Consider the following 25,434-nt stretch of genomic DNA (forward strand, 5'->3'; position numbering starts at 1 on the left):
CGTAATGGCTCGCAGCGCCTCCAACCCTGTGCCTTGGGCTTTATTCGGGCGGGTTCACGATCAGGTAAGTGACGCCGCTCGCTTGGTACTGCGGCTTGTACCAGACGTTGTCGCAGGAATAGTACGTCACGTCCGCCCGCGTCACTTGCGCGCAATTGGGCGGCAGCACAGCCACGACACTGCCCACGGGCATGGTGTTGATCACCACGGTCGTGTTGTTGTTCGCGGCGCTGCTGGCGACCACGGCCGCCGTCGTGCCGGCGATCATCCCCACGCCCACGGCATCCCAGTAAGGATCGTCATCCCAGCCCCAACCCCAGCCCCAACCGGGCGGCGGAGGAGGAGGAGGCGGTCCCGGGTGCGGTCCAGGGCCGGGGCCGGGGCCGGGGCCCGGATGTGGTCCAGGTCCAGGTCCGGGTCCTGGCCCAGGATGAGGGCCAGGACCGGGGCCCGGTCCGGGATGCGGTCCTGGATTTGGGCCCGGATTGGGTCCCGGATTGGGGCCAGGTCCGGGATGGGGTCCCGGCGACGGCGGCGGCCCCCGGGGAATGTCGGGGTTGTGAATGCCCCCACCCCCGCTTCCGGGTGCATGGAAATTGTCCGGCGCGCGGCCCGGAGAGATGCCGCCGCGCATGCCGCCTCCGGCATGGAAGCCGCCGCCGGCGCGCATGCCGCCCCCGCCGCCGAAACGGCGCTGGGCTTCAGCCGGAGTCAGGGCCGTCGCGACCAGCAGCAGCGCGCTGGTGGCGGCGATGAGCTGGCAGGACCTTTTCTTGCGCATGTCACTGCTCCCCTGTTGCGGCCGCAAGGCTTATGCTTTTCGCGCCATCGGGCGGCGTAAACTTGAAGCGGCTCGCATCGAAGCTGGGAGACGTATTCCACGTCAGGTCCGCGCTGTACGAACCGCGCGGGTTCGTATCGCGGTGCGTCACGACAATGCGCAGCGGCAGCGGCGCCTTGCCGCGCGCGATCCACAGCTCCCAGTCGAGGTCATCGCCGCGATAGGCGAACTGGTCGCAGTCCTGTCCGTTGACGTTGGCATAACCGATACGCACCGCCTTGCGGATCCCGTCCGTGGTGGGATTGTCCGCCCAGTAGAACAAGTCCGCCAGCGGCAGGCTGATGCCATAATCGAGATAGACCTTGTCGATCGTCTTGCGGATCGTCGGCGGCGCGGCGACGGTGCTGAAGAACTTCTGCCGCGGCACGTTCACCGTGAAAGTCTTGCCGTCATAGATATACTCGCGGATGGTCCGGTCCGATTTCATCTGGACGAAGAACCCGGTCGGCCGCTGCACGTAGTACGCCCCCTCGTAACCCAAATGCACCGACAGGTCGGTGTCCTGAAGCGTGGTTTCGACGGTGGCCTTGGTGTGCAGTTCGAACTTCTGGAGGGAGGCGAGATAGGCCCCCATCCCCTTGAGCGCGGACATCGCGACAGGATCGAGTACGAGCGTGTCGTTACCCGAAGATGGAGCCGCCGATGGGGTGTCTTGCGCGGCAGTGGCATTGTCCTGCGCGTTTGCCGGGACGGCCGACAGGGCCAGCGCCACTGTCAGGACGGCAATCAGCGCTGGGGCTCCGACAGCCGCACCAGAATGAGTTGATCGCATGCAAGGCCTCCGCTTTGAGCGGTACCCAGCCTCTCCCACGGCGCCATCCGTTGCCATCGGGGTTTATCCGGATGAACGGCCGGGCGGACCCCTTGCCCCAGCGGCAGGAACCCCTTGATGCGAATGGCATGAGGCCTTCCCTCAGTCCATTCTCCACGGCTGACGGGTCCCCGGCACGCCGAAGCGATGCGGTGTTTTATCCACATGCATCCGCCGGGGTGCTTCGTGGGTGTTACGAAAAGGAGAAAAGTGCAAGCCGCTGAATTACTTGCCATCGCAATGGTAAACTTCCGCTCACCAGCATAAACGGCGACCGCCGGTGGATCAAATTTGTCTATCAATCATCAATTTTAGCCGAAGTTATGTCTGGAATTATACCTGCATATTTGAGACAAACAGGCATGTTCCTTGGGGTATCCTCCCGAAATCCGCTCGGTGGCTCGGCTCCGGAATTCGCCGCATCTCGTTCAATTTATTACTGTCATGAGGGCAAGCAATGGCAACCGAGTGCGTAGCCTATCGCGATTCGAAGGGAGGGCTTCACGGAAGCCCCGAAAAAGCGACTCTCGAAGATCTCGCGGGTGTACTCGGCCGCGTCGGTGACGAAGGCGGCATGACGGCAGGCGTGGCGAAGCTGATTTTCGAGAAACGCTCGGAAATTGAGCGCGTCTTCCTCGAACATGACTCCATGGTGGTGCGCAAGACAATCGAGTGCGCAACGGAATTTGCCGCCGCAGCGGAATAGATACCCCCTCTTCTCTTCTTCCCCACCCCGCTCATCCTGAGCTTGTCGAAGGATCCGGACCTCCCACCACGCCCGCAGGGGCTTCGACAAGCTCAGCCTGAGCGGGTTCGGGGAGCATGGCTTGCGGCAACCCGCGCCTCGCGAAGAGGCTCCCCGGCGCCAGCACCGGCAGGCGGAAACCCCAATCGCGGCACGCACCCTCCGAAAAATCGCAATAGCATCCCGGCGATTGGCAGTCCAAAACACTTCCGACTCAATCAGTTGCGGCCGAAAAATCATGCAAAACATAATTGCGCCAAACTTGGCGCCGCTCGCCCGCGCAGGAAACCTGATCGAATTCGACCAACCGAGGCCAAGTGGAACTATAATTTAAGAGGTGATTTCTAGTTCCGAAACATGTCCTTCATGACTCATCCTGTCCTGAGACGTCTGAGTTTCACGCTCAAGGCAAGGCATTTTTGGCCGGTCATCCTGCTGCTCCTCGCCTGTTTCGGATCTGTTCTGTTCCTGATCGCGCTCACCACGCGCGCGCAGGACGGTCTGGAACAGCAACGCGAACAACAGGCCGTGGAAGGCGCCGTGCGCACTCTGACGGTGGGGGTCCAGCACGATTTGCAGGACTATGCGAAGTGGGACGATGCCGTCCGCCATATCAGTATGGGCCTGCAACCAGGTTGGGTTGACGACAACGTCGTTGCCTATCTCGGCCGAATTCAGGGCTATGAGGACATCTTCATCCTGAATGGCCGGGATGAGACCATCTACAGCTTCAGGCACCCTCACGCCCCCGCGCACGCCGCGCAGGAAACGCTCGGCCCGGCATTCACCCGCTCGATAGACGAAGTGCGAAAGATGCCTCGCGAAGGCAGCCCCATCGAGGCGGGCTTCAGCCGCCAGGGCAATCGCATCGTCACCTATTCCACTGCCGCCATCGTTCCCCTGACACCCAAAATCTCGATCCCGGCCGACCAACCGACGTTCATGCTGGTGATCGCCCATGCCATCGATGCTGCGACTCTGGCCCGGATCACACAGGAACTGCGCCTTTCGACCGTGAAGTTGAGCCTCGCGCCGCCAGAGCCGTCATCCGCATCGGTTGCCTTGAAGGGAACCGATGGCACGACACTCGGCTGGCTGGCGTGGGCGCCCCATCAACCGGGAACCCGGCTGCTGCGGGAAGTGGCGCCGGCCATCGTCGCGCTGGGGCTGCTCTCGGTGGCGGCGGCGATACTGATCTTCCAGAACAACAGCCGCACGATCGAAGCGCTTCGGCAAAGCGAATTGCGCGCTCGCCATCACGCGGGTCACGATTCGCTGACCGGGCTGCCCAACCGGCGGACCCTGCTATCCCAGATTTCCGCCCACCTCGCCGCAGGGGACGATCTCACGCTCCTGTTCATGGACCTCGACGGGTTCAAGGACGCCAATGACGTCTACGGCCACGCCGCCGGAGACCTCCTGCTGAAAGAAGCCGCCGCGCGGGTTCGCAGCATTGCCGAGGGCGAACTCGTGGCGCGGGCCGGAGGAGACGAATTCGCGGTCCTGCTGTCCCGCGACATGGCGCGGGACGCGGACTGCATCTGCGAGAATATCATCCGCTCGTTCGAGGCCCCGTTCGTCATCGGCGCCTATCGCGTCACGCTGGGCATCAGCATCGGTTGTGCCGATGCGGCCGATGTGGGGCCGGAAGGACAGGACGAACTGATGCGCCGCGCGGACGTGGCTATGTACGCGGCAAAGGGGGACGGCAAGAACTGCACCCGCAAATATGCCGTCAATCTGGACGAAGGCCACCTGCTGAGAATGAAGCTGGAGCGGGACCTTCAGGCCTCAATCGCCGGCAAGGAACTCTATGTCCATTACCAGCCCATCGTCGCGTCCGACAATGCAAGGATCGTGGCCGTGGAGGCGCTCGTGCGCTGGCGCCACCCCGAACACGGCGACGTTCCGCCGGATGTCTTCATTCCCATTGCCGAACTGAGCGGCCTGATCAACGCGGTCGGCCGTCAGGTGCTCTACCAGGCCTGTCTGGCCATGCGGGAGACCGCACTCGAACTGGCAGTTAACATTTCGCCGGTACAGTTCTGGGACCACAACCTGCTGGACGACGTGCGCCATGCGCTACAGGAAACCCAGTTTCCGCCTGAACGACTGGAGCTGGAAATCACGGAAAGCCTGCTGCTGCGCCGTCCCGACAAGGCCGCGCAAGTGATAAACCGGCTGCGGGAACTCGGCGTCCGGATCGCGCTGGACGATTTCGGCACCGGCTATGCGAGCATCGGCTACCTGCAAAGGCTTAAACTGGATCGGATCAAGATCGACAAGGCCTTCGTCGCGCCGCTCAGCCGCGATGCCCGCTCGCGCGAGATGATGCTCTCCATCGTCGCGCTGGCCAATGCCTTCGACGCAGAAGTCACGGCCGAAGGCGTGGAGACCGAGGAACAGGCGCGGATCGCGCGCGCGGCGGGCTGTACCCGCTTGCAAGGCTGGCACTTCGGGCGGCCGACCTCGGGCGAAGAACTTTGCGCCGCGCTGGGACCGGAGACGCAATCGCACCCCGCATGACCTGCGATCATTCGGTGAATTTTCCACCAAATGATCGCTTATCGACATCGAATTTCATGGCCGCGTCATAATACTCTTCACAATTCCGGAAGCCTGTTTCATTCAAGGCAATCTGTTCGTTCAGTCTCTCGATCACAGGAGCCAACGCGATGTCGCCCTTGCCACTTGCATCGGTAGCCCTTCTGGGCCTTCTGCTCACCGCTCCATCGGCGGCTCAGGCGTCTTCTTCGCCCGCCAACGCAGTGCACACGACCAAGGCCGCCGCCAAGAAAGTGACCGGAAGCGAAGTGCCGGAAGGCTTCAAGTTCGCGCCTGACGGAACCACGCTGATCCACGTCTCCAGTGGGCTTCGCTTCCCGGCACAAGTGGAAGGCTTCACCCGTCTCAAGGAACAGGCCTTCGATACGAGCGGAGACTATGTCGCGATCGGCTACGATCACTTGCTGAACGAGGGCAAGGACCACCTCATCGTGCGAATGGCCGTGGTGCATATCGACGATATGCCTGCCAAGGATCACTACACGATCATGCGGCAGCAGACGATGTCGCACTTCTCGGCGCCCCAGATCGTCTCCGAAGGCCCGGTCACCGTGCCGAACAACCCGAACCTCGATGCCTATCGCGGCATCTTCAGCGGTAACCGGAACAATGTTCCCTGGCGCTTCAGTCTGACCACCGCGAACTACGGCTACTGGAGCGGACGACTGACCGCCGCCTATCCCGAAAGTGACGCGGCCGAGGCCGAGAAGTATCTTGACGGTCTCCTTGTCGCGATCCGGGCACAGACACCGCTCATACAAAAGCACGGATGAGCCCGGTTGAAAATTCGCCACGGGCGAATTTTGCGGCACCGGCCCGCTCCCCCACCCGACCTCCCACAAGTATACCCTGATGGAAGATCGGATGGATGAGCGAGCCAGTGCCGCCGTTCAGATGGCAATCACCACTTTGCCGAAATGCTGCCCGGTCTTGAGATAGCCGAAAGCGTCGGGCAGTTTTTCCAGCGGAAAGCTCCGGTCGATCACCGGCCGTATTCCGTGCGCCTCGATCGCGCGCACCATGTCGAGTTGATCGCGCCGACTACCCACGGTGACGGCTTGCAGCCGCAGGCGCTTAGCCTGCACGATCGCGAACGGCATCGTGTCGATATCGAAGCCTGCCGCTGCCCCGATGATAGCAATGTGACCGCCCGTCCTCGCCGCCACCAACGATTGCGGAAGCGTGTGCGGCCCGCCGACCTCGATGACATGATCGGCGCCCAGCCCGCCAGTAAGCTCAAGCACTGCGGCACCCCAGTTGGGATCCTCGCGGTAATTGATGACATGATCCGCGCCCAGTTCCTGCAAGCGGTCCAGCTTTTCGCGGCTTGAAGAGGTCGCGATCACTGTGGCGCCGGCAGCCTTGGCGAATTGCAACGCAAACAACGACACGCCGCCGGTGCCCAGCACCAGCACGGTCTCACCGGGGCGGACCTGCCCATCGGTCACCACCGCGCGCCAGGCGGTGACACCGGCGCAAGTGAGCGTCGCGCTTTCGGCATGCGTGTAACCGGCGGGGGCACGCGTGAAGTGAGACACTGACCGGGTCGCGAATTCACAGGCATAACCGTCTGCCGGACCGCCGGGAGAATTGTTCAGCTCCGCCCGCTCGACATGACCGTCGCGCCAGTTGGGATGAAAAGTGCTGACGACCGCGTCCCCCACGGCAAAGCCGGAGACCGCCGAGCCGACCTCGACCACCTCACCCGCGCCGTCGGACAAGGGGATCAGCCCGTCCTTCGCGGGGAACACGCCCCGCACGACAAGATCGTCCCGAAAATTCAGCGACGCCGCGCGAAGGCGTACGAGGATCTCGTCGGGACCGGGCGAAACGACATCGACTTCGCCCGGTTCCAGGTGATCCAGCCCCGCCGGTTGGCGGATGTGCATCGCTCTTGCGCGCTTCATTCGATGTCCCCTCGGTTCGTTCGGTCAGGGGGTAGTTTGCGTTCGGGACGGGGTCCAGACGCGAACCTGCCACAACCGTGATGACACCGCCCTGCCGATCAATCGCGGGCTCAAATCCGGCAATTCCGCATTCGACAGGAAGTACAACCTGTACTCCACACATCGTCACCCTGAACTTGTTTCAGGGTCCATCTCTCCGCCCGCACCGCCGTCGCCTTGGCAGGCCGGGATATCGGCTGGTTCCCGAAACACCCACGTTGGCGGCCAGATGGATCCCGAAACAAGTTCAGGATGACGGGCATGACGGGCGCGTCGTACCGCGGAGCAAACTCCGCGGTACGCCTTGCATTCAGAATGTGTAGCGCGCGCCAATCTTGAAGGTGCGCGGTTCGATCACACGGCTCAATCGGCCATCGGTCGGTCCGTCGGCGTCGAATGCGGGAATATAGGATTCGTAGTAATAGGCGATGTCCTTGTCCCGGCTGTCGAAGATGTTGAGCACTTCGCCATAGATCTCGATCTTCTTGCCCTTCCACGCGGCGCGGGCGTTGACGACGGTGCTGCCCTGGTCGCGCACCGAGTTGTCCTCGACCAGCGGATAGGGCCCGAGATGGCGGACGCGGATGCTGGCTTCCCACGGGTCGAGCACGATCGAGGCCCCCGCCGAGGCGGCGTTCTCGAAGGCATTGGGAATGCGATCGCCATTGTCATAACGCGAGTGGTTCTCGGTATAGTTGCCGTCGAGCGCCAGCCACGGCAGCGGACGCCAGAAGGCGACCACCTCGTAGCCATGGCGCTTGCTGGCGCCGGTGGGCTCCACCGCGTTGGAATCGCCTACGAAGCGCAATTCGCTGGCCACATCGAGCCACCAATACGTGCCCGTCAGCGAGAACTTGCCGATCTGGAGGCGGCCGCCCAGTTCCTTGCCGGTGCCGCGCACCAGCACGGGCACCGGCGTATCCACATTGACCGCGCCGCGCACGTCGTTCGAATGGAAGCCCCGGCCCCAGTTAGCATAGACTTCGAACTGCGGCGTCACTTCATACGCGGCCGAGAACTTGGGCGAAACGATGGAATCGTGCCCGTTGCCCTCGCCGAGCGCGGCGGCCGCCGCATCGCGTGCGCGCACCGAATAGTGATAGTAATCGCCGCGCAGCCCGCCGGTCAGGCGCAGGCCGGGCAGCGGCTTCCACATCGCTTCGCCGTAGAGCGCACCGGAAAGCTCTTCGACATGATAGCGGCCGAGCGAATAGAGCAGCTCTCGATCCGCCGTGCGATTCACGCCGACGCTGCCAATGTGGTCGTAGCGATTTTCGGTTCCGACAGTGAATTGCAGGCTATCTGCAAGCTCCCACTGCTTGCGCGCGGTGAGGCCGGTGACCCAGCGCTTGTCGTACTGCTCGATCTGCGCGCTGGTGCCGTCCGGGTCACTGTAGGTGGGGTTCGAGTACATGTTCCAGTCGTAGTACTGGGCGTAGAGGTTTGCGCTCCAACTGGCCTGCGTCACGCCGACATTGCCGACGAAACGCGTGGTCCGCCCGCGCGCGGAAGGATCGGGCGAGCAAAACACATCGGGGCAGATGTCCGAGCCGATGATGCGCTCGGGGATCTGTTCGGTCGGCCGCCAGGTGGCGTGATAGGCGTGGAGCGAGGCTTCCAGCTTTCCCTCGCCAAGCGGCACCGCGTACTTCGCGAAAACCGCGTAATGGCGCAGATGCTCGGCCTCTTCCCAGGGCCCGTCATAGCGCTTGGCCTGCCCAACAAGGGTGAGATCGCCGCCGCCAAGGTCCTTGATCGTGCCGCCCGCTGCGAGACGCCCCGCATTGTAAGAACCGCCTTCCACCGAGACCCAAGGCCGGTCGAACCCATCGATAGTGGTCATGTAGGCCGCGCCCGCCAGCGCAAAATCGCCGCCATCCGCGCGATAGGGCCCTTTACGGAAATCCTCCCGGGCGACGATCTCGGGGATCAGGCCGTTGAGGTCGAGATAGCCCTGCCCGTGGCCGTGCGTGCGCAAGTTCATCTGCACGCCGTCGATATAGGTCGTGAAATCGGTCCCGTGATCGAGGTTGAAGCCCCGCAAAAAGTACTGGTTTGCCTTGCCGCTGCCCGAATGCTGGGCGGCGACCATGCCCGGCACGGCTTCCAGCAATTCGGCGACGCGAAGCAGGGGGCGGACCAGCAAGTCCGAGCCTGCCACGCTGCCCTCACTGGCAGCATGGGCCTCACCGATCTTCGCCTCGCCGCGGCCGAAGACCACGATTTCTTCGGCGGTTCCAGCGTCCGACGCGGAAGGCGCGTCCTCCGCAAGGGCAGGAGTGGAAGCAATCGCGCACAGGGCCACGCATGCGCAAAATGCAGTTATACGGAAAGTCATCAATATTTCCCCGGCGTCTTGCGACTACCGGCAGAGACCTGCCGCCTGCGACGGTCGGCGCGCGTGGACGGCCGGACGCCCGAGGCGACCGTTACGCGAACCGATGCGGTCTCCACCGCTCGTTCGTCGCTCAGACGGAAAAATCACCGGGCCCCGGCCATCCCCTGGGCCAAAGCGAGAGCGACCAGACGCCGGCAGGTCTCCTGGCTCACGGGTCACGGCACGATGCACGGCCTTCCCAGGCCCCGCATGACTTAGCGTCCGGCCCAGTGGCTGCGGCAGGCGTCCTTGCCCTGCCGCGATGTGCATCGCGCTCGCCGCTTACAGTTGCAGGGACAGCCTCGGATTCAGGGGCGAGCCCCCTCACCGCGTTCCCTATTAAGCCTCTTTCAAGGCACCGGCGCGATCTTGCCCTTCCGGTCCACAGGACGCGGAAAGACGGCGCCTGCTAACTTGCCCCGCAGGCGGACGCAAGGGCAGGAAGCGCGTTTCGGATTGTTCCGGCGATGTTTTCGGGCTGAGGAGATGTGTTCGGGGCGCTTACGGCTCGCACCGTCTGAGCGCTGCGGCGGCTTCGTCGAATGCCGTCCAGGTGCGCTTGGCAAGGCTCCCCCCGACGCTGCACCGCCGCACGCCCAGATCCGCGAAAGCGCGAATACTCGCATCGTAGTCGTGGATGACGACATTGACCGGCTTGGGCGCAACGGCCGACACCAGTTCGGCAACGGCGCCCAGATCGAGGATGAACGGCACGAACAGGCAATCCGCGCCGGCTTCGGCATAGGCGACCGCTCGGGCGATACTCTCCTTCGCAGTCATGCCCGGCACCCGGAAATTCTCGTTGCGGCCGATCAACATGACAGCCGGATCGATCGCATCGATTGCCGCCCGCGCGGCGGCAATGCGCTCTACCGCAAGGCCAAGGTCGTACATGCTATGGCCCGACCAATCCTCAATGGATAGGCCCGCAACGCCGGTATCCACCGCCAGCGCGACGTTCGCGGCCACCTCGTCCGGATAGTCGGCAAAACCGTTCTCGAAGTCGGCATTGACCGGCAGGTCGGTCGCGGCGACCAGCATGCCGAGATGGTCCAGCACTTCGTCACGGCTGAGCTGGCCATCGTCCCTGCCGGCAGCCCACGCGGCGCCCGCGCTGGTGGAGGCAATCGCCTTGAAACCCAGCTTGGCGAGACGCACCGCGCTCCCCCCGTCCCAGGCGTTGGGGATGATGAAGAACCCGCTCTCATGCAGCTTGCGGAACGCGGCTCGCTTCTCGGAAGTGGTCGGCATCGTGGTTCTCCTTGGTGCGGAGAATATCCACGATTGGCCTGTGGGCCAGCGCAAAGACATTCCGTTCCTCGCGGAGGATGAACCGCTCGCCCCTGTCCGGCAGGCTCACGCCGTGGTCGGCAGCGCGGTCCGGTATACGACGGGACGCAGCGCGAAGCTGGTCGTCACTTGCGCCACGCCCTTGATCCGGGTGAGCCGCGCGCGCAGGAAATCCTCGAACGCGCTCAGCGTCGGCACCAGAACGCGAAGCTGATAGTCCGCTTCCCCGGTCATCAGATAACATTCCATGACTTCCGGAAAGCTTGTCACCGCGTCTTCGAACAATGCCAGATGGTGATCGTCCTGCTGATCGAGCCGCACGCGGACGAAGGCGGTTACCGACAAGCCGACAGCCTCCGGATCGACCAGCGCAACATAGCCGGTAATCACGTTGTCGCTTTCGAGCTGCTTCAGGCGCCGCAGGCACGGCGAAGGGGACAGCCCGATCCGATCCGACAGGTCCTGATTGGTCACGCGGCCATTGATCTGCACTTCGTCGAGAATACGCCTGTCGAAGTGATCGAGCGACGAATTTGGCATATAATTCTCTCCGGCTATCTAGATTTGGCACTATCTGCCACCCGTGCAGCGCATCGCGCATGGTTTTGCAAGGACCTGCCTCAGCGATCCGGCCTATTCTCCTTCGCAATAAGTACGGGAGAGACGGAAATATGGCGGCTATCGTCGAACATGATCGGGCCGAAATCGTCAGCGCGATTGAGGAGCTGGAAAAGCGACTGCTGTGGCTTTCCGCCTGGACTATCCATAACGCCAACCACATTCGCGAGAAGCGCGATGGACTGAAAGTGGGCGGCCATCAGGCAAGCTGCGCCTCGATGACGGCGATCATGGCTGCGCTCTATTTCCATGCGCTTCGCCCGCAAGACAAGGTTGCGGTGAAGCCGCACGCCGGACCGCTGCTCCATGCGATTCACTATCTGCTGGGCAACCAGAGCCTCGACCGCTTGCAGCGCTTTCGCGGGCTGGGCGGCGTGCAGAGTTACCCCTCGCGGACGAAGGACGCGATCCCGGTGGATTTCTCGACCGGATCGGTGGGTCTTGGCGTGGCAGTCACGGCCTTTACCAGTCTGGTGCAGGACTATCTGATCGCCCACGGCCAGGTGCGCCAGGAAGACGCAGGCCGGATGATCGCGCTGATGGGCGATGCCGAGTTGGACGAGGGCAATATCTACGAGTGCCTGATCGAAGGCTACAAGCACGATCTGCGCAATTGCTGGTGGATCGTCGACTACAACCGCCAGTCGCTGGACGCCACGACGGCGGACCGCATGTTCCGCCGCTTCGACGACATTTTCGAGACTTGCGGCTGGCGCGTGGTCACGCTGAAGTACGGCAAGTTGCAGCGCGAGGCTTTCGCGCGGCCCGGTGGCAAGGCGATCGAGGAATGGATCGACGGCTGCCCCAATGCGGAATTCGCTGCGCTCACCTATCAGGGCGGAGCGGCTTGGCGCGCGCGGCTCATGGCCGATATCGGCGAGAAGGCCCATGTACGCCAACTGATCGAGAGCTTCGACGACGACAGTCTGGCCGCGCTGATGACCAACCTCGGCGGCCACTGCATCGACACTCTGACCAGCGCATTCGATGCCTGCGACGATGACCGGCCCACGCTGTTCATCGCCTATACCGTCAAGGGGCACGGGCTGCCGCTCGCCGGGCACAAGGACAACCATTCGGGGATGATGAACAAGCCCCAGATGGAGCAGTTCCGCGCCAGCATGGGCATTGCCGAAGGGCAGGAATGGGAGCCGTGGGGCGGTCTGGGCGATAATGTTGCAGCCCGGCTCAAGGCTTTCATCGAGACCACCGCGCTCGCAAGAAAGCCTGCCGAGCCGGTGGCGCCCTCCGTCGCGGTTCCGGCACTGATCACTCCCGATGGCACCGAGCAATCCACACAGGCCGCGTTCGGGCGCATCTTGCTCGACATCGCCAAGTCCGGTGAGGAACTGGGCGACCGCATCGTCACCACCGCGCCGGATGTGACGCAGACCACCAATCTGGGCGGCTTCGTCAACCAGCGCGGGCTGTTCCGCCGTCAGGAACTGGTGGACGTGTTCCAGAAAGCGAAAATCCCCTCCGCGCAGAAATGGCAGGGACATGCCGCCGGACAGCACATCGAACTGGGCATTGCCGAGAACAACTTCTTCATCATGCTCGCCTCGCTGGGGCTTGCCGCGCCGCATTTCGGCACGCGACTGTTGCCGGTGGGCACGGTCTACGATCCCTTCATCGCGCGCGGGCTCGATGCGCTGAATTACGGGTGTTATCAGGATTCGCGGTTCCTGCTGGTCGGCACCCCCTCCGGCCTCACGCTGGCGGCGGAAGGCGGCGCGCATCAGTCCATCAACACACCGCTGATCGGCATGGGGCAGCCGAACCTGACCTATTTCGATCCCGCCTTTGCGGACGAGCTTGCGCTCATCATGGGCTGGGCCTTCGCACATATGCAGGAGGCGGACGGCGGTTCGGTCTATCTGCGCCTTTCGACGCGCTCGATTCCGCAAGTGACGCGCGAGGACGCGGCATGGGAGGGCGATGCGCTCAAGGGCGGGTATTGGCTGCGGAAACCCGGGCCCGGCGCAGAGGCGGCGATCGTCTTTTCCGGCGTCGTCGCCCCGGAAGCACTGTCCGCGTGGGAGCAGCTTGCCGACGATCTGCCCGGCATCGGGCTGCTCAACGTCACATCGCCCGACCTGCTGCATCGCGGCTGGTCAGAGCGCCGGGCAGCGCGCTGGAATGGCGGTGAGGCGCAGCCCTGCCATGCGGAAACCCTGCTGTCGGCACTCGCGCCTGGCGCGGGTCTCGTGACCGTACTCGACGGATCGCCAGGGGCGCTCTCATGGCTGGGCGGGGTCAGGGGAATGCGGGTCAGTCCGCTCGGAACCGACCGCTTCGGTCAGACCGGCGACTTGATCGATCTCTACCGCGAATATCGCCTCGATGCCGATGCGATCATCGATGCTGTCGCGGAACTGTTCCTCGGGCGTTGACCGATTTATCCGGCTACGCCGCACATTCGCCGCGTAGCCGGATATTCAGCGCCGTCTTACAGGGCCTTGGCCATGTTGAGGTGGGCAACTACGATCGGAATCACGTGATCCGCGAAAGCCTTCAGCGAAGGCACGTCTCCGGTCGTGGAATAGGCCTTCAGAACATCAAGCGTCGCCTGGTGTCCATCCACCTGCGCCTTGGCGAAAGCCTCGTCGAAGTCCTTACCCGACTTGGTGGCGAGCGTGTCGAGCGTCTGCTGCTGCGCGGGGCTGAGCGTCGGATCGGGCGTGATCGCCGGAATCGCAGCGCTGGCAGCGGTCTTCAGCAAGGTGGTGGACTTGGTGTGGGCCGTAATCATCTGCTCGGCAAAATGCTTGACGTTAGCCGACTGGGCGTGCGTCGCGGCAAGCTTGGATGCGGCGATTTCGAAGGCGTCGCTGGCGGCAGCGGTGTTGGCGAAGGCCTGCCCCGGGCTCACGACCTCTGCAACGGTTTCTGTAGCGGTGGGCACCACGGCGGGCGGCATCGCGGTATCCGGGGCCGCGGGAGAGGTCGCCTCGGCGGGCTGGGGCGATTCTTTCTTGCACCCCGCCAAGGCGAGAACCGCAAGCGGGATTGCGAACAGAGCGGCATTTTTCATGAAAAAGCTCCCGTTTCGAAAGATGGCAATCGTGTTCCCCCAACTACTCAAGGCCTGACGCGTTCCCGTTGGACCGCTCCGCCCCCCCGGAGGCCCTTCCTCCATTCAACGCAATTGGCTGTCCTTGCTCCCGCGCCGATTGATGCCCCCATGGACCGGCACCTTGTCGCGCCAGGCCTGACAGACAACGCAAGTGCGGACACCGGGCATTGCCTGACGCCGCGCGTCCGGGATGGGATCGCCGCATTCCTCGCATTCCGCGAGGCCTTCGCCATGAGGCATTCGCGCCCTCGCGGCCGATATCGCGTCCTTCAGGCTGTCTTCTATCTGGTCCTGAACGGCGCCGTCCGGCGCCCAGCCATTGGCCATGACCGTTGCCTTTCCATCCTTCCGACTTGCGAGGACGTCATCGCCAAGGCCGACGACGTCCCATTACAAAAATGGGCGCCCCTCATGCGCGACGAGCAGATCGTGCATGTCCGAGGCGTGATCTTCCTCGTCGGCCAGAATGTGTTCCAGCATGATGCGCGTGGTGGGATCGTGATCGTCGAAATAGCGGATCAGTTCCTGATAGTGCTCGATCACCAGCCGCTCGGCCACGAGATTCTGCTTGATCATCTCAACCAGATTGCCGCCGTTTCCGTATTCCGTAGCGGCGCGCGAGGCCAGGCCTTCGGGGTTGAGGTTCGGTGCTCCGCCAAGCTGGTCGATGCGGTTCGCGGCCATCATCATGTGCTCGTGCTCGCTCGCGGCGTGCTCTTCGAATTCGGCGGCGACGCTCTTGGAGGTGATGCCGTCCGCCGTGATCGCGTGCATCTGGTATCGCAACACGCAGACGAGTTCGGTCGCCACCACGTTCTGCAACAGCTCGATCGTCTTTGCGACATCGCCGTGATAGCTGGGCATCACCGCGCCATCGTCCAGCGACTTGCGCGCCCGTGCGCGCAGAGTCTTGACGTCGGTCAGAAAGGCGCTGCGTTCCTCGACTTTGCCTGCCATGGTGGAGTTCCTGTCATGGATGTTTGCGCCTTCAATGACTATGGCCGCCCCCTTGTTCCACGCGAACGACTCTCAACAATGACCTGGGCGCTTCAAGACTGTCCTTGTCTTTGATTTCGCGGCGTATACTCGGATATTTAGTTTTGCGCCGACCGACAGCCGTTGGCTGCGACCTGCGGAAATCGCCATGGGCAATCAGAGTGAGCGGCATTTCCCACTCATTGCCCACCCCGAACCGGACTACAAAAAGGGCATGAAAACACTGGAAAACACGCTCGCCCTGCCCATTCGGCAATTGTCCAATCCCGTGCAGCTTGGTTTGGGAGCGGTCATCTCTTGCGCCGGTGTCGCCTTGACGCTGGGACATTTTGCCAGCGCGCTCTGACTATTCCCTCGCGGCCACACCTCTGAGCTACTGAAGTCCTGCGATTGCCAAGACCGGGCAACGGGTTATCATGCCCTTCATGTCGTTTGGAAATCGCACGGGCCGCCCGGGCCGATGAACGCTGGAGACGGGGCACGCGAACACGCGCCTTTGTCGAGGCAATCCATGGCGATCGCCGCCTTTTCGACGATCGTCGAATGGTACGATTTCACACTCTATCTCTATCTGGCCACCGTCCTGTCGCGGGTGTTCTTCGGTGGCAATGAAGCCGCGCTTTCGACCACACTGGGCGGTTTCGCGATTGCCTATCTGATGCGCCCCCTCGGCGCCGCAGTCTTCGGCCATGTCGGAGACCGATATGGACGACGGCGAATGATGCTGATGTCCATGGCACTGATGACGGCGGCCATGCTCGCCACTGCTGCCTTGCCCACTTATGCGAGCATCGGCCCGGCCTCTGGCTGGTTGCTGTTGTTCCTGCGCTGCATAATGGGATTTTCGGTGGGCGGCGAATATACCGGCGTGGTCGCCTACCTGATGGAAGGCGCGCATCGCGGGCGGCGCGGGCTTGTTACCTCCTCCGCCGCGGCGGCGAGCGAGTTGGGCGGGCTGCTGGCAGCGGGACTTTCCGCACTGGTGGTCAATGCACTGGCTCCGGCCGCACTCGATTCATGGGGCTGGCGCATACCTTTCCTGTTCGGCGCGGTTCTGGCCGGAGCCGTGCTGCTGGCGCGCGCCACGCTGGAAGAATCGCCCGAGTTCGAGCGGCAAGTCATCCACCGCACAGTTCCCGAGCAGCCGCTGCGTCAGGTCCTTTCCCGCCACCGCGCGGCAATCGCGCGCGGCTTCGCCATTTCCGCGCTGGGTTCGATCACCTACTATGTCGGCATCACCTATGTGCCCGTGTTCATCACGGGAACGGGCGTGATGGTAGAGAGCCAGGCGCTGTGGCTCTCTACGGCGGCGGCGGTCATGGTGATTTTCGTGACGCCTTTCGTGGGCGCCCTTTCCGACCGGATCGGACGGCGGCCGGTGCTGCTGGGAGTGGGCGTGCTTTCGGTTCTGGCGCCCGCCAGTTGCTTCGCGGCGATGGGCATGGGCTCATACGGCGCTGCCCTGATCGGCGCGCTGATATTGGCGGCGCTGGGCGGTGCGGTCAGCGCCGTAGGGGCAGTGGCTACGGCCGAACTGTTTCCCGGAGAAGGCCGGCTTTCGGGGCTTGCCCTTGGAGCAACTGCGGCAACGGCGATATTCGGCGGTCTTGCGCCATTCGTTGCCCACTGGCTGGTTGCGCTGACCGGGTGGCAAGCCGTTCCGGGCCTGATGATCGCCGCTGTCGCCCTCGGCGTTTTGCCGGTCTTTGCGATGATCCCCGAGACCCGGCCCACTCGTTCGGCCTGATGTCGACGCTTCCCCGCCTGTCGCGACGGGGAAGGGTGGAGAGGGTATTACAAAGGCTTAGAAGGCAACGCCCAGCGTTCCGAAGATCTGGCGCGGCGCCGACGAGTGGAACACCAGCAGCGTCCCGGCAGCGTCATCCGGTGCAAACACGCTGTTGTCGAAGTTCGACGCATAGCGCTTGTTGGTCAGGTTGGTGACGTTGAACGAAAGCTTCGCGCCCTTCACCACGCCGACCGAACCGAAGTCATACCCCACGCCGAGATCGAAGGTGGTGTAGCCGCCGAAGCTCTGGTCGTTGGTGTATGTGTAGTAACGGCGGCCGGTATACTTGCCCTGAAGCGAGGCCGAGAAGCCGTTCTGCCGCACGGTCAGCACGCTGGAGACCATCTCCTTCGGCGTATCCACCTGCTGCTTGCCGGCGGTTGCCTTGACGACGCAAGTGGTCGTGCACCAGTTGAGATCGTCATCATAAGTGGACTTGTTGTACGATGCCGAGTTGTACCAGGTCAGCCACGGCGCCGGCTTCCACAATACGCCCAGTTCCACGCCCCGGCTGGTGACACCGCCGGCATTGTGGAAGGAATTGCCGCAGCCCGGATTCTGCTGCTGGTTGGTCGGGCACGGGTTGTACTGCAGCAGACGATTGTCGAAATTGACCCAGTAGCCGCTCAGTGCGAGCTGAACCGGGCCGTTCACATAGCGATAGCCGCCTTCGAAGCTGCGCGATGTCTCGGGCTTCAGCGTCTTGCCCTGCGCGTCCCAGACGGGCTGCGTCACCGACTGCGGGCCGAGTTTGAAGCCGCCCTGGAACATCGCCATGTTCTCGGCATAGCTGGCATAGAGTTCGTGGTGGTCCGCAACCTGCCAGTGCACACCCGCCTCCGGAAGGAAGAAGTCCTTGGCGGTGAGCGAACCCGTCGCGAACTGGCTGGAGGCCGGCGGCGGCGTCTTGGCGATACCGTCCTGCGCCTCGGCATCGGACCGCGAATAGGTGCCCTTGAAGCCGAAATCGATCGTTACCGCGTCATCGAGCAGCTTGATCGTGTCCTGCACGTAGAACTGGCGCGTCTTCCACTTGGTTTCCTGCACCCACTGGGCCGTGTCAGGCTGGCCTTGCAGGAACTGGCCGAGATCGAACGGACCGGTGACATTCGCCCAGATATAGCGCGCAGCGCTGCTCTTGTTTTCCTCCAGCCAGAAGCCCGCCTGGAACTGGTTGAAGCCGACGTCCCAGGTGAGGCTGCCGAGCCCGCCGGTGCGGTTGATGGTGTAGCGCGTGTCGCGGATCTGGACCGGCACGTCGTCGTCAGTGGTCGCCGTGCCCTGCTTGGACCAGCCGACGATCCAGTTGTTGCCCGCACCCTTGTCGGTGTGGTGATAGACCTGCAGATGGGCGGTTAGGGACTTGGTGACGTCGAAGTCCCCGGCAACGTAGAACAGGTTGTCGTTACGCAGGATCTGGCCGTTGGTATAGGTAACGTCGGCGTTCTTTTGCGGCTTGGGTGCATTGACGCACTTGCCCGGTGCGGTCGGGCCGGTCACCGTGCAATAGGCGACGCCGAGGTAGGACTGCCAGTCCGGCGCATAACCGCCCCAATCCCAGCCGAGGCGGCCAAGCATGTCCTTCGACAGATAGGGATCATCGGCCTGATTCGTACGCGAAATGTCCGCGAAGGCGGTGATCTTTCCGCCGGTGAATTCGTACTGCGCCTTGCCGTTGAGCTGCTTGCCGGTGGACCGGTTCCACGCGCGCTGGTTCACGAACAGGTCCTGCTCGCTGTACTGTCCGGAAACATAGGCCGAGAAACCGCCGTGCTCGCCCGTATCGAAGCGCGCGAACGTGCGCAGGCTGTCCTGGCTGCCAAAGCTCTGGCTGGCCATCAGCCCCATTTCCTTGTGGGGGGCGCTGCTGAGGTAGATCAATGCGCCGCCAAGGTTGCTGGTCGACGCGATGCCAAGGCCGGCGATCCCGGTCGCGAGATTGGCCTCGCCGAGGTTCTCCGAAATCAGCGCGCGGCTGATCGAGAGGCCGTTGTAATTGTTGTAGGCGCCATCGCCCAGCGGCATGCCGTCGAGCGTGTAGCCGAGATGCGTGGTGCTGAAGCCGCGCACCTGAAGCGACAGCGACTGCTCGTTGAGACCCAGTGCGTCGATCGACTGCGCGCTGACGCCGGGAAGGAAGTTCAGCGCCTTCTGCACGCTGGTACCCGGGGGCAGGACATCGAGGTTCGCGGGCAGGAGCGTCGAAACCGAGCGGGTCTGGCCGCTGCCGATGACGACGATATCGCGGACTTCATTGCTGTCCGTCTCCGCCGGCGCGGCGTCTTCTGCCTTTGCCTGAGCGGAAACCGTAAAACTGGCGGCGGCCGCCAGGGCGAGAACCGATTTTTGTAACACGAATGCCCCCATGGAATTGGAAAGCGCCGCGTGACCCTGAGCCCGCGGCGCCTCGGGGGGCGCCTATTCCATGCGCGTGTGACGCTTTCGCTACAGATTGAAATATAAGCCAAAACTTTCGAGCAACGGAAAAGCGCAGGTCGCGTCATTCGATGATGAAGGGAGTGCCGCCTTCGTCCGGGTGTCATGCCGGTTGTCAATGCGCGGCATCAGGCTATGAGAGCCCGATGCCGCGACGCAAGGATATCTGGCAGTGCGGGCTGATTACCCGTCCTCTCGACGAGGTGCTTTCCCGGGGTTTCTCACCGGAAAGCGCGATATGGTTTCCGCCCGAGCCCGCCTTCACCTTTCTGGCCGACCCGTTCGGCTTCGACGATGGCGTGCACTTTCACGTCTTCGCCGAACAGTACGATTATCGCACCCGCCACGGCGCGATCGAGCGCCTGAGCTTCGACCGCGCATTCAGCCTCGTCGACCGGCGGCTGGTGCTGCGCGAGCCGTGGCATTTGTCCTACCCGCAAGTGTTCGAGGGCGAAGGCGCGGTCTGGATGCTGCCCGAGGCGCATCGCTCCGGGAAACTCACGCTCTATCGCGGCAATGCGGCGCTCGACGAATGGCGGGCCGAATGCGCGATCGAACTCGATTGCCTACCGGTCGACGCATCGATCCTTCGCCACGACGGGCGCTGGTGGCTGTTCTATTCCTCAGGCGAGAGCCGCGAGACCAAGCTCGGCTCGCTCCACGTGGCATGGGCGGAACGGCTAACCGGGCCATGGACCCCGCATCCCGGCAATCCGGTGCGCCGCAGCCGCGCTTCGGCTCGGCCGGGCGGCGTACCGGTGCTCGTGAATGGGACGATCGTGCTGCCCACGCAGGACTGCACGCGGACTTACGGCGGGGCGATCCGGCCGCTGTGGATCGACCGGCTGGACGAAACCGCCTTCGAAGCGCGCGAAGGCGATCCGCTGGCCTTTCCCGCGCAGTTCGAGGGCATGCACACGCTGAGCGGCTGGAGGGATGTCACGCTGTTCGACGTCAAGACCATCGACCGGTCGCTGGCCGGGATCGCGCTCGACCTCAGGCGGAGCCTTGGGCGATACGCTGATAGATAGCGTTGCCGGCGCGCGAAAAGCGCTCAGGCGAGAAGCGGTCCAGCATATCGGCGCGGGCGGAACGGCCCAGCGCCGATAGCCGCGACGGATCGCCCAGCGCGGCGCGCAGGCCTTCGGCAAGGCTTCCGGCGTCTCCGGGCGCGGCGAGCCAGCCGGTCTCGCCCGAGCGGATCGAATGGGCCAGTTCCCCGACGCGCGATGCCACGACCGGCAGCCCTGCCGTCAATGCCTCGTGTCCGGCGATGCAGAATCCTTCCGAACGCGAGGGCTGGAGATAGAGGTGGCAGTCGGCCAGAAAGCGTTTCGGCTCCTCGGTGTATCCGGCAAGGCGCAGGTTCTCGACACTCAACGTCCGGGCTTGCGCTTCAAGCCGCTCGCGCTCGGCGCCGTCGCCGGCAATCACGACCTCGCAAGGGACGGGCGGCACGAAACCGCCCTGCCGCAGCCGCGCCAGCGCCTCGATCAGCACGTCGTAGCCCTTGACCGGGTGCAGGCGGCCAAGGCTGCCGAGGCGCAGCACCTCACCCGGACGCCAGCCCTGCGCAACCGGCATGGCGGGATCGACGGCGTAGATCGGCCAGGTCTCCAGCCGCTGTTCCGATACGCCGAGGCGCTGCGTCGCGAACCTTGCGACCGAGCGGGAATCCGCCACCCACAACGAAGCCCGCGACTGAAGCAGGCGCAGCAGGCGCAAGTTCCACGGCTTCAGGAACGCGGCGTGCTGCCATGAAATCACCGGCAGGTTCATCAACGGTCCGGCAATCAGGCCCAGCAGCGTCGCGCGGCTGAGCGAGGTCCACAAGTGCGTGGCCCGCCAGGCGCGCACCTCGTGCATCATCCAGTGCAGGGCCCGGGCGTGGTCCTTTTCTCCGCCGTCGCGAACACGGGGATCGAGGCCCGCCGCCTCCATCGCCGGCAAGGCACGGCCGTCCCGGCGGGTAAGCGCAAAGACGCGCACTTCGGCGCCCGCCTCGGCCAGCACGCGCGCGACCGACGGCACCGGCAGCGCCGCCCCGCCGCCTTCCACCGAGTTGATGATATAGGCAATCCGCATCGCGCTCACCGTTGCAGGCTGCTGCGCCATACGAGGAAAACAAGCAGTCCGCTCGCAAGGATCGCCTGCCCGAGCGCCTGAATACCCGCGCCCATCAGGCCATACTGGTGGAGCAGCCACGGCATGGCCGAGAGGAAGACTAGGCTGGCGAACAGGTTCGCACTCATCGACCGGACGGGATGGCCCAGCGCGGAGATTGCCGAACTGCACGGCGGGCCGATCAGCGCGATGGCGCGGGCCAGCACGAGCACGATCATCACCCCGGCCGCCTCGGTAAATGCCTTGCCGGCCAGAAGATGCAGGATCTGCTGCGGGAACAGCGCCACGACCAGCACCACCGGGGCCGCCGCCAGCAGCCCGATCACCACGATCTTGCCGAGAATACGGCGCAGCGCCTTGCCGCCCCGCCCGCTCGCGACGACGTGGGACAGTTCTGCGTAAGCAGTATTGCCCAGGATCTGCGCGGGCTGCGCGATGATAACGGTGGCCCGTTGCGCCACCGAGAACAGGCCCGCCATGGCCGGACCAAGCACCCAACCCACGACCAGCGGCGCCACTCTGCCGGTCAACTCGCCCAGCGTGACATCGGCGTTGCTGGCGATCAGGAAGCGCCAGATTCCTTCATTTTCCTCTGCCGGGTCACCCTGTTCCGGATCCCACAAGGCGCTGCCCAACTCACGCGCGGCAACCCACAGGCCCATGGCCCAGAGCACCGCGAATTCGGCCAGCGCCGCCAGCAGCCATGCCACCAGAAACGAGCGCAGGCCCCAGCCGAAGGCGATCACGATCAGGGCCCCGCCCAACCGGACGACCGGCTGAACGAGATTGTGCAGCCCCAGCAGGTCGAAACGACCGCATAGCTGGAGATAGCCTGCCGGTGTCGAGCGCACTGATCCGAGAACCGCGAAAGCATAAAACGGCGCGAACGCCATCGCCTTGGGCGGCCAGTCGAGATGCGGCCCGACAAGCGGCACCAACAACATGGCCGAAACAATGGCCAGAGCACCGCCGATCAGCTCTACTTTCGCGCCGAAGCGCAGGAGCCGGACCAGACGATGCGGCTCGTTCTTCTGCTGGGCCTCCGCGCCATAGCGCACGACGGCCTGCCATGAGGGGAACTCGACGATGCCGCAGACGGTCGTGACATAAGCATGGACCAGCACCAGCACGCCATATTCGGTCGGGCCGAGGAAACGGGTGGCCAACAGCAGATAGCCAAGGCTGATGATCCCCGCCCCAGCCTTGCCGCCCAGCACGAGGCCCAGCGATGTGAAGATCCGGCCGACGATTCCGTGCGGCCGGGCTGCATGCCCTACCTCGTGCGCAACATCGTTCGGGACGATTTCGTCCTGTGACCGGGCCATTCGTCTGGCGAACATGATATCGCCCGCCTCAGGCCGAAGCGCGCTGAAGCGGCCTGAGCGTTCGCACGCAACCGTTCGCGAAATCGACGATGGCCCGCGCCGCGCGAACCGAAGAGGGAGTGGACTGCAAGTCGAAGCTCTCTGCGAACAGGTCTTCCTGCACGCGGCGGTAATGGCTTTCGTGCAGATCTTCCGCGCGCGCGATGGCACCGGGCAGTTCCTCGGGCCCGGAAATGACCTCTCCGGCGGTCCAGTGATGGAAATTGGGATCGTCGCGCCAGGCATGGCCGTGGCTGTTCAGGAAGATGCAGGGACGCGGCCGCAGCAGGAATTCATAGACCTGACTGCTGGCGTCGCCAAGGTAGATGTCCGCCGACATCGTGTAGGTCATGTCGGTAGAGGCGCGGCTGCCAAGATCGATCTTGATATTCTCGCCGCGCAGGAACTTCGGCGGGATCGTCCCGGCCTTCTCGACGGTCAGCTTATCGATGGTCACGACGAACTGCCGCTGGAACAGCATGACATGCGGCGCGAACAGGAGCCCGTTCCGCTCGTCTCCCAGAAAGTGTTCGAAAACGTCATGCCCGTCGCGATACCACGACGACAAGTGCGGCGAACAGTGCGGATTGTAGAGTACGACCTTTTCGGCCGTGGGAAGGAACCGCTTGGGCGCGGCATCGCGCTGGAGGTCGAACTTGGGATAGCCGACCATGCTGATCTGCGAGGGGTCGACTCCCGCTTCGGCAATCAGGCGGTCGCGGATCTTGGGGCCCGAGCAGAGCACGTGATCGAAGCTGGCGCTGGCCTTGTCGAAGCCGATCGCCCGGTCGCCCGCACCGTGGCGGGTATGGACGAAGGCAAGGTTGCGCAGGCCATAGCGATTCCTGAGGATCAGCGAGGTCTTCTCGGCCACCACCAGCACGTCGAGGCTGCGGAAGAAATCGAGATTGTCACGATAGATCAGGATCTTCGCCGCCGGGACAACCCGGCCGAGCAGCGAATCCATGCGCTTCGAAAACGCCGAGGGCGAAAGCTCGACATGTTCGATGCGCGTGCCGATGCGGTCCCCGCCCAGCCTGCGGACTTCGGCCGCGAGCGCGGCGTTGGTCGTCGCAACCACCAGTTCGCCCGAAAATCCGCCGTCCGCCATGGCCAGGGCAATGGGCAGACTGTGCGCGACCTGGTGAATCTGGTCGTGGTTGAAGAGGAATCCGATGCGCATGGTGCAGGGACGCCGCGCCCTCACCGATTCCGCACCCGGGTCCGAAATTTTTTTGAAATATGCCGCAACAAGAGACCGCTAGGCCGGGTCGGCCGCGGCGGCGAAGCGGGGTTCACGCCCTTGCGCGATAGCCTCACGCATCGTCGCGAGGTAGGCGGCGGCGGCGCGTTCGAGCGTAAAGTGCGCCGCATAGCCGCGCTCCACGGCGCAGGGCCTGGGCAGGGCCGCGCAACCGGCAATCGCCGCTGCCAGCCCCTGCGCATCCCCCACCGGCACGATCACGCCGCGCGTTCCGTGGCCGAGCAGCGATTTCATGCTGGAACAGCAATCGGTGGCGATCACCGGCAGGCCCGCCGCAATTGCCTCGATCACCACGGCGGGCACGCCTTCGTAGTTGGATGAGAGGATCAGGCAATCGGCATCGCGCAGGAAAGGATCGGGGCAGGCCACGTGACCGGCGAACGTGACATGGTTCTGCAAAGCCAGTTGCCGCACCTGCCGCTCCAGCGCGGCCCGGCCGCAGCCCTCACCGACGATGGTGAGCCGGTCACCGGGTCGAAAACCCTCGGCAAAGGCCATGAGCAGCAGCGGCAGGTTCTTCTGGGCCGCCAATCGCCCCACCGCGACGAAGCGATGGCCGTGACCCTGCTTGCGCTCCCGCTCGATGGCGAGCAGCCGTTCGAGACGGGCCCGGTCAAGCGCCGGATCGTGGATGGTAGAGACCCGGTGATCGCCGACGCCCATGCCCTCGACGATCTCCTCGAACATCGGCTCGGCAAGCCCAACGAAGCGTTCGAGCAGCAGGCCGTTGATCTTGAGCCAGCATCGATACCATCGGCGCCGAAACGCCGTCTTGTCCGCCCGAACAAGGTCGTTGCTGACTTTTACCACTACCGGCGGGCAGCGCCCGCGCAGCAAGAGTTTCATCACCACGCAGACGATCGTGTACGTATTGCCGGGGCAGAAGATCACGTCTGCGCGGTTGCGGAGGAGATGGTGGAACAGGCACCATATCATCCACAGCGTTTCGAGGCGCGCGGTCGGAAACCGGAGCGGAGATCGATTGGGACGGATCCGGTAATCCAGCGTCCGGGGTGCATTGGCCCGGTCCAGCCCCTCGTCCCGCCCCAGCACGACCACGATCTCGTGGCCCAGATCCTGCCAATGGCGCGCCAGTCCCAACGCGACCCGCTCGACGCCGCCGGGCTCGAAACTGTGAATGGGAAGGACGATCCTGAGAGGCTGGGTCATGCCGGCATGACTCCGGACGCCC

At 63.9% G+C, this 25,434-nt stretch carries 21 protein-coding genes and 1 riboswitch; of the genes, 7 read left to right on the forward strand and 14 right to left on the reverse strand.

Annotated elements, in window-relative coordinates; translation table 11 throughout:
* Positions 1-40: 40 nt before the first annotated feature.
* Positions 41-274, reverse strand: a complete 234-nt coding sequence (locus AC1VVK_RS23010; RefSeq protein WP_132386271.1) for a hypothetical protein — start codon at positions 272-274, stop codon at positions 41-43.
* Positions 275-782: 508 nt separating this feature from the next.
* Positions 783-1,613 carry a DUF2092 domain-containing protein gene (locus AC1VVK_RS23015; RefSeq protein ID WP_482905494.1) on the reverse strand — a complete coding sequence of 277 codons (831 nt, stop codon included), beginning with the start codon at positions 1,611-1,613 and terminating at the stop codon, positions 783-785.
* Between the two features lie 496 nt (positions 1,614-2,109).
* Between AC1VVK_RS23015 and AC1VVK_RS23020 the strand changes: the two genes are divergently transcribed.
* The 3 genes from AC1VVK_RS23020 (at position 2,110) to AC1VVK_RS23030 (ending at position 5,735) form a co-directional block, all read left to right on the forward strand.
* Positions 2,110-2,358 (forward strand): hypothetical protein, encoded by a 249-nt coding sequence (locus tag AC1VVK_RS23020; protein ID WP_132386273.1) that lies wholly within the window; start codon positions 2,110-2,112, stop codon positions 2,356-2,358.
* Between the two features lie 405 nt (positions 2,359-2,763).
* Positions 2,764-4,923, forward strand: coding sequence for a putative bifunctional diguanylate cyclase/phosphodiesterase (locus AC1VVK_RS23025; RefSeq protein WP_482905495.1), 2,160 nt, complete (start codon positions 2,764-2,766; stop codon positions 4,921-4,923).
* Between the two features lie 149 nt (positions 4,924-5,072).
* A complete protein-coding gene (locus tag AC1VVK_RS23030; RefSeq protein ID WP_482905496.1) occupies positions 5,073-5,735 on the forward strand; it encodes a hypothetical protein in 663 nt (220 codons plus the stop codon).
* A 117-nt stretch (positions 5,736-5,852) separates the two neighbouring features.
* Here AC1VVK_RS23030 and AC1VVK_RS23035 read toward each other — a convergent pair whose 3' ends face one another.
* The 4 genes from AC1VVK_RS23035 to AC1VVK_RS23050 form a co-directional block, all read right to left on the reverse strand.
* The gene (locus AC1VVK_RS23035; RefSeq protein WP_482905497.1) at positions 5,853-6,869 is read right to left on the reverse strand and encodes a zinc-dependent alcohol dehydrogenase family protein; all 1,017 of its coding nucleotides are present in this window, start codon (positions 6,867-6,869) and stop codon (positions 5,853-5,855) included.
* A 349-nt stretch (positions 6,870-7,218) separates the two neighbouring features.
* Positions 7,219-9,246, reverse strand: coding sequence for a TonB-dependent receptor (locus tag AC1VVK_RS23040; RefSeq protein WP_482905498.1), 2,028 nt, complete (start codon positions 9,244-9,246; stop codon positions 7,219-7,221).
* Positions 9,247-9,422: 176 nt separating this feature from the next.
* Positions 9,423-9,663: riboswitch (cobalamin riboswitch) on the reverse strand.
* A gap of 123 nt (positions 9,664-9,786) precedes the next feature.
* Positions 9,787-10,536: an isocitrate lyase/PEP mutase family protein gene (locus AC1VVK_RS23045; protein WP_482905499.1), complete on the reverse strand. Its 750-nt coding sequence runs from the start codon at positions 10,534-10,536 to the stop codon at positions 9,787-9,789.
* A 105-nt stretch (positions 10,537-10,641) separates the two neighbouring features.
* Positions 10,642-11,115: an Lrp/AsnC family transcriptional regulator gene (locus tag AC1VVK_RS23050; RefSeq protein ID WP_482905500.1), complete on the reverse strand. Its 474-nt coding sequence runs from the start codon at positions 11,113-11,115 to the stop codon at positions 10,642-10,644.
* Positions 11,116-11,246: 131 nt separating this feature from the next.
* On the opposite strand from AC1VVK_RS23050, the gene AC1VVK_RS23055 reads away from it, so the two are divergent.
* The gene (locus AC1VVK_RS23055) at positions 11,247-13,586 is read left to right on the forward strand and encodes a transketolase (protein WP_482905501.1); all 2,340 of its coding nucleotides are present in this window, start codon (positions 11,247-11,249) and stop codon (positions 13,584-13,586) included.
* A 56-nt stretch (positions 13,587-13,642) separates the two neighbouring features.
* Here the strand turns inward: AC1VVK_RS23055 and AC1VVK_RS23060 are convergent, their stop codons facing one another.
* The 3 genes from AC1VVK_RS23060 to AC1VVK_RS23070 form a co-directional block, all read right to left on the reverse strand.
* Positions 13,643-14,227, reverse strand: coding sequence for a DUF4142 domain-containing protein (locus AC1VVK_RS23060; RefSeq protein WP_482905502.1), 585 nt, complete (start codon positions 14,225-14,227; stop codon positions 13,643-13,645).
* Between the two features lie 105 nt (positions 14,228-14,332).
* Complete coding sequence (locus AC1VVK_RS23065; protein ID WP_482905503.1) at positions 14,333-14,596, reverse strand: DksA/TraR family C4-type zinc finger protein; 264 nt, start codon at positions 14,594-14,596, stop codon at positions 14,333-14,335.
* A 63-nt stretch (positions 14,597-14,659) separates the two neighbouring features.
* Positions 14,660-15,226, reverse strand: a complete 567-nt coding sequence (locus tag AC1VVK_RS23070; protein WP_482905504.1) for a ferritin-like domain-containing protein — start codon at positions 15,224-15,226, stop codon at positions 14,660-14,662.
* A gap of 187 nt (positions 15,227-15,413) precedes the next feature.
* On the opposite strand from AC1VVK_RS23070, the gene AC1VVK_RS23075 reads away from it, so the two are divergent.
* Positions 15,414-15,611, forward strand: a complete 198-nt coding sequence (locus AC1VVK_RS23075; RefSeq protein ID WP_482905505.1) for a hypothetical protein — start codon at positions 15,414-15,416, stop codon at positions 15,609-15,611.
* A gap of 165 nt (positions 15,612-15,776) precedes the next feature.
* Positions 15,777-17,012, forward strand: a complete 1,236-nt coding sequence (locus tag AC1VVK_RS23080) for an MFS transporter (protein ID WP_482905506.1) — start codon at positions 15,777-15,779, stop codon at positions 17,010-17,012.
* Between the two features lie 57 nt (positions 17,013-17,069).
* Here AC1VVK_RS23080 and AC1VVK_RS23085 read toward each other — a convergent pair whose 3' ends face one another.
* Positions 17,070-19,409, reverse strand: a complete 2,340-nt coding sequence (locus AC1VVK_RS23085) for a TonB-dependent receptor (protein WP_482905507.1) — start codon at positions 19,407-19,409, stop codon at positions 17,070-17,072.
* Between the two features lie 227 nt (positions 19,410-19,636).
* Here AC1VVK_RS23085 and AC1VVK_RS23090 point away from each other — a divergent pair, with 227 nt between their 5' ends.
* The gene (locus tag AC1VVK_RS23090; RefSeq protein WP_482905508.1) at positions 19,637-20,521 is read left to right on the forward strand and encodes a glucosamine inositolphosphorylceramide transferase family protein; all 885 of its coding nucleotides are present in this window, start codon (positions 19,637-19,639) and stop codon (positions 20,519-20,521) included.
* Here AC1VVK_RS23090 and AC1VVK_RS23095 read toward each other — a convergent pair.
* From AC1VVK_RS23095 to AC1VVK_RS23110, 4 genes are all read right to left on the reverse strand, one after another.
* A complete protein-coding gene (locus AC1VVK_RS23095; protein WP_482906762.1) occupies positions 20,487-21,575 on the reverse strand; it encodes a glycosyltransferase family 4 protein in 1,089 nt (362 codons plus the stop codon). The two genes, AC1VVK_RS23090 and AC1VVK_RS23095, sit on opposite strands and share 35 nt — an antisense overlap.
* A gap of 5 nt (positions 21,576-21,580) precedes the next feature.
* Positions 21,581-22,954 (reverse strand): lipopolysaccharide biosynthesis protein, encoded by a 1,374-nt coding sequence (locus tag AC1VVK_RS23100; RefSeq protein ID WP_482905509.1) that lies wholly within the window; start codon positions 22,952-22,954, stop codon positions 21,581-21,583.
* Positions 22,955-22,967: 13 nt separating this feature from the next.
* Positions 22,968-24,161 carry a hypothetical protein gene (locus AC1VVK_RS23105; protein ID WP_482905510.1) on the reverse strand — a complete coding sequence of 398 codons (1,194 nt, stop codon included), beginning with the start codon at positions 24,159-24,161 and terminating at the stop codon, positions 22,968-22,970.
* Positions 24,162-24,239: 78 nt separating this feature from the next.
* Entirely contained in the window at positions 24,240-25,412 is a 1,173-nt protein-coding gene (locus AC1VVK_RS23110; protein ID WP_482905511.1) for a glycosyltransferase, read from the reverse strand.
* Positions 25,413-25,434 lie beyond the last annotated feature (22 nt).

This window comes from Novosphingobium sp. BL-S-32 (assembly GCF_056857055.1).

Excerpts from the sequence above, each read along its gene's own strand:
- AC1VVK_RS23025 (WP_482905495.1), top strand. The coding sequence starts at position 2,764 with ATGACTCATCCTGTCCTGAGACGTCTGAGTTTCACGCTCAAGGCAAGG.
- AC1VVK_RS23060 (WP_482905502.1), bottom strand. The coding sequence starts at position 14,227 with ATGAAAAATGCCGCTCTGTTCGCAATCCCGCTTGCGGTTCTCGCCTTG.
- AC1VVK_RS23075 (WP_482905505.1), top strand. The coding sequence starts at position 15,414 with ATGGGCAATCAGAGTGAGCGGCATTTCCCACTCATTGCCCACCCCGAA.
- AC1VVK_RS23080 (WP_482905506.1), top strand. The coding sequence starts at position 15,777 with ATGGCGATCGCCGCCTTTTCGACGATCGTCGAATGGTACGATTTCACA.
- AC1VVK_RS23070 (WP_482905504.1), bottom strand. The coding sequence starts at position 15,226 with ATGGCAGGCAAAGTCGAGGAACGCAGCGCCTTTCTGACCGACGTCAAG.
- AC1VVK_RS23100 (WP_482905509.1), bottom strand. The coding sequence starts at position 22,954 with ATGTTCGCCAGACGAATGGCCCGGTCACAGGACGAAATCGTCCCGAAC.
- AC1VVK_RS23030 (WP_482905496.1), top strand. The coding sequence starts at position 5,073 with ATGTCGCCCTTGCCACTTGCATCGGTAGCCCTTCTGGGCCTTCTGCTC.
- AC1VVK_RS23035 (WP_482905497.1), bottom strand. The coding sequence starts at position 6,869 with ATGAAGCGCGCAAGAGCGATGCACATCCGCCAACCGGCGGGGCTGGAT.
- AC1VVK_RS23045 (WP_482905499.1), bottom strand. The coding sequence starts at position 10,536 with ATGCCGACCACTTCCGAGAAGCGAGCCGCGTTCCGCAAGCTGCATGAG.
- AC1VVK_RS23050 (WP_482905500.1), bottom strand. The coding sequence starts at position 11,115 with ATGCCAAATTCGTCGCTCGATCACTTCGACAGGCGTATTCTCGACGAA.
- AC1VVK_RS23015 (WP_482905494.1), bottom strand. The coding sequence starts at position 1,613 with ATGCGATCAACTCATTCTGGTGCGGCTGTCGGAGCCCCAGCGCTGATT.
- AC1VVK_RS23090 (WP_482905508.1), top strand. The coding sequence starts at position 19,637 with ATGCCGCGACGCAAGGATATCTGGCAGTGCGGGCTGATTACCCGTCCT.
- AC1VVK_RS23055 (WP_482905501.1), top strand. The coding sequence starts at position 11,247 with ATGGCGGCTATCGTCGAACATGATCGGGCCGAAATCGTCAGCGCGATT.
- AC1VVK_RS23105 (WP_482905510.1), bottom strand. The coding sequence starts at position 24,161 with ATGCGCATCGGATTCCTCTTCAACCACGACCAGATTCACCAGGTCGCG.
- AC1VVK_RS23040 (WP_482905498.1), bottom strand. The coding sequence starts at position 9,246 with ATGACTTTCCGTATAACTGCATTTTGCGCATGCGTGGCCCTGTGCGCG.
- AC1VVK_RS23095 (WP_482906762.1), bottom strand. The coding sequence starts at position 21,575 with ATGCGGATTGCCTATATCATCAACTCGGTGGAAGGCGGCGGGGCGGCG.
- AC1VVK_RS23020 (WP_132386273.1), top strand. The coding sequence starts at position 2,110 with ATGGCAACCGAGTGCGTAGCCTATCGCGATTCGAAGGGAGGGCTTCAC.
- AC1VVK_RS23110 (WP_482905511.1), bottom strand. The coding sequence starts at position 25,412 with ATGACCCAGCCTCTCAGGATCGTCCTTCCCATTCACAGTTTCGAGCCC.
- AC1VVK_RS23065 (WP_482905503.1), bottom strand. The coding sequence starts at position 14,596 with ATGGCCAATGGCTGGGCGCCGGACGGCGCCGTTCAGGACCAGATAGAA.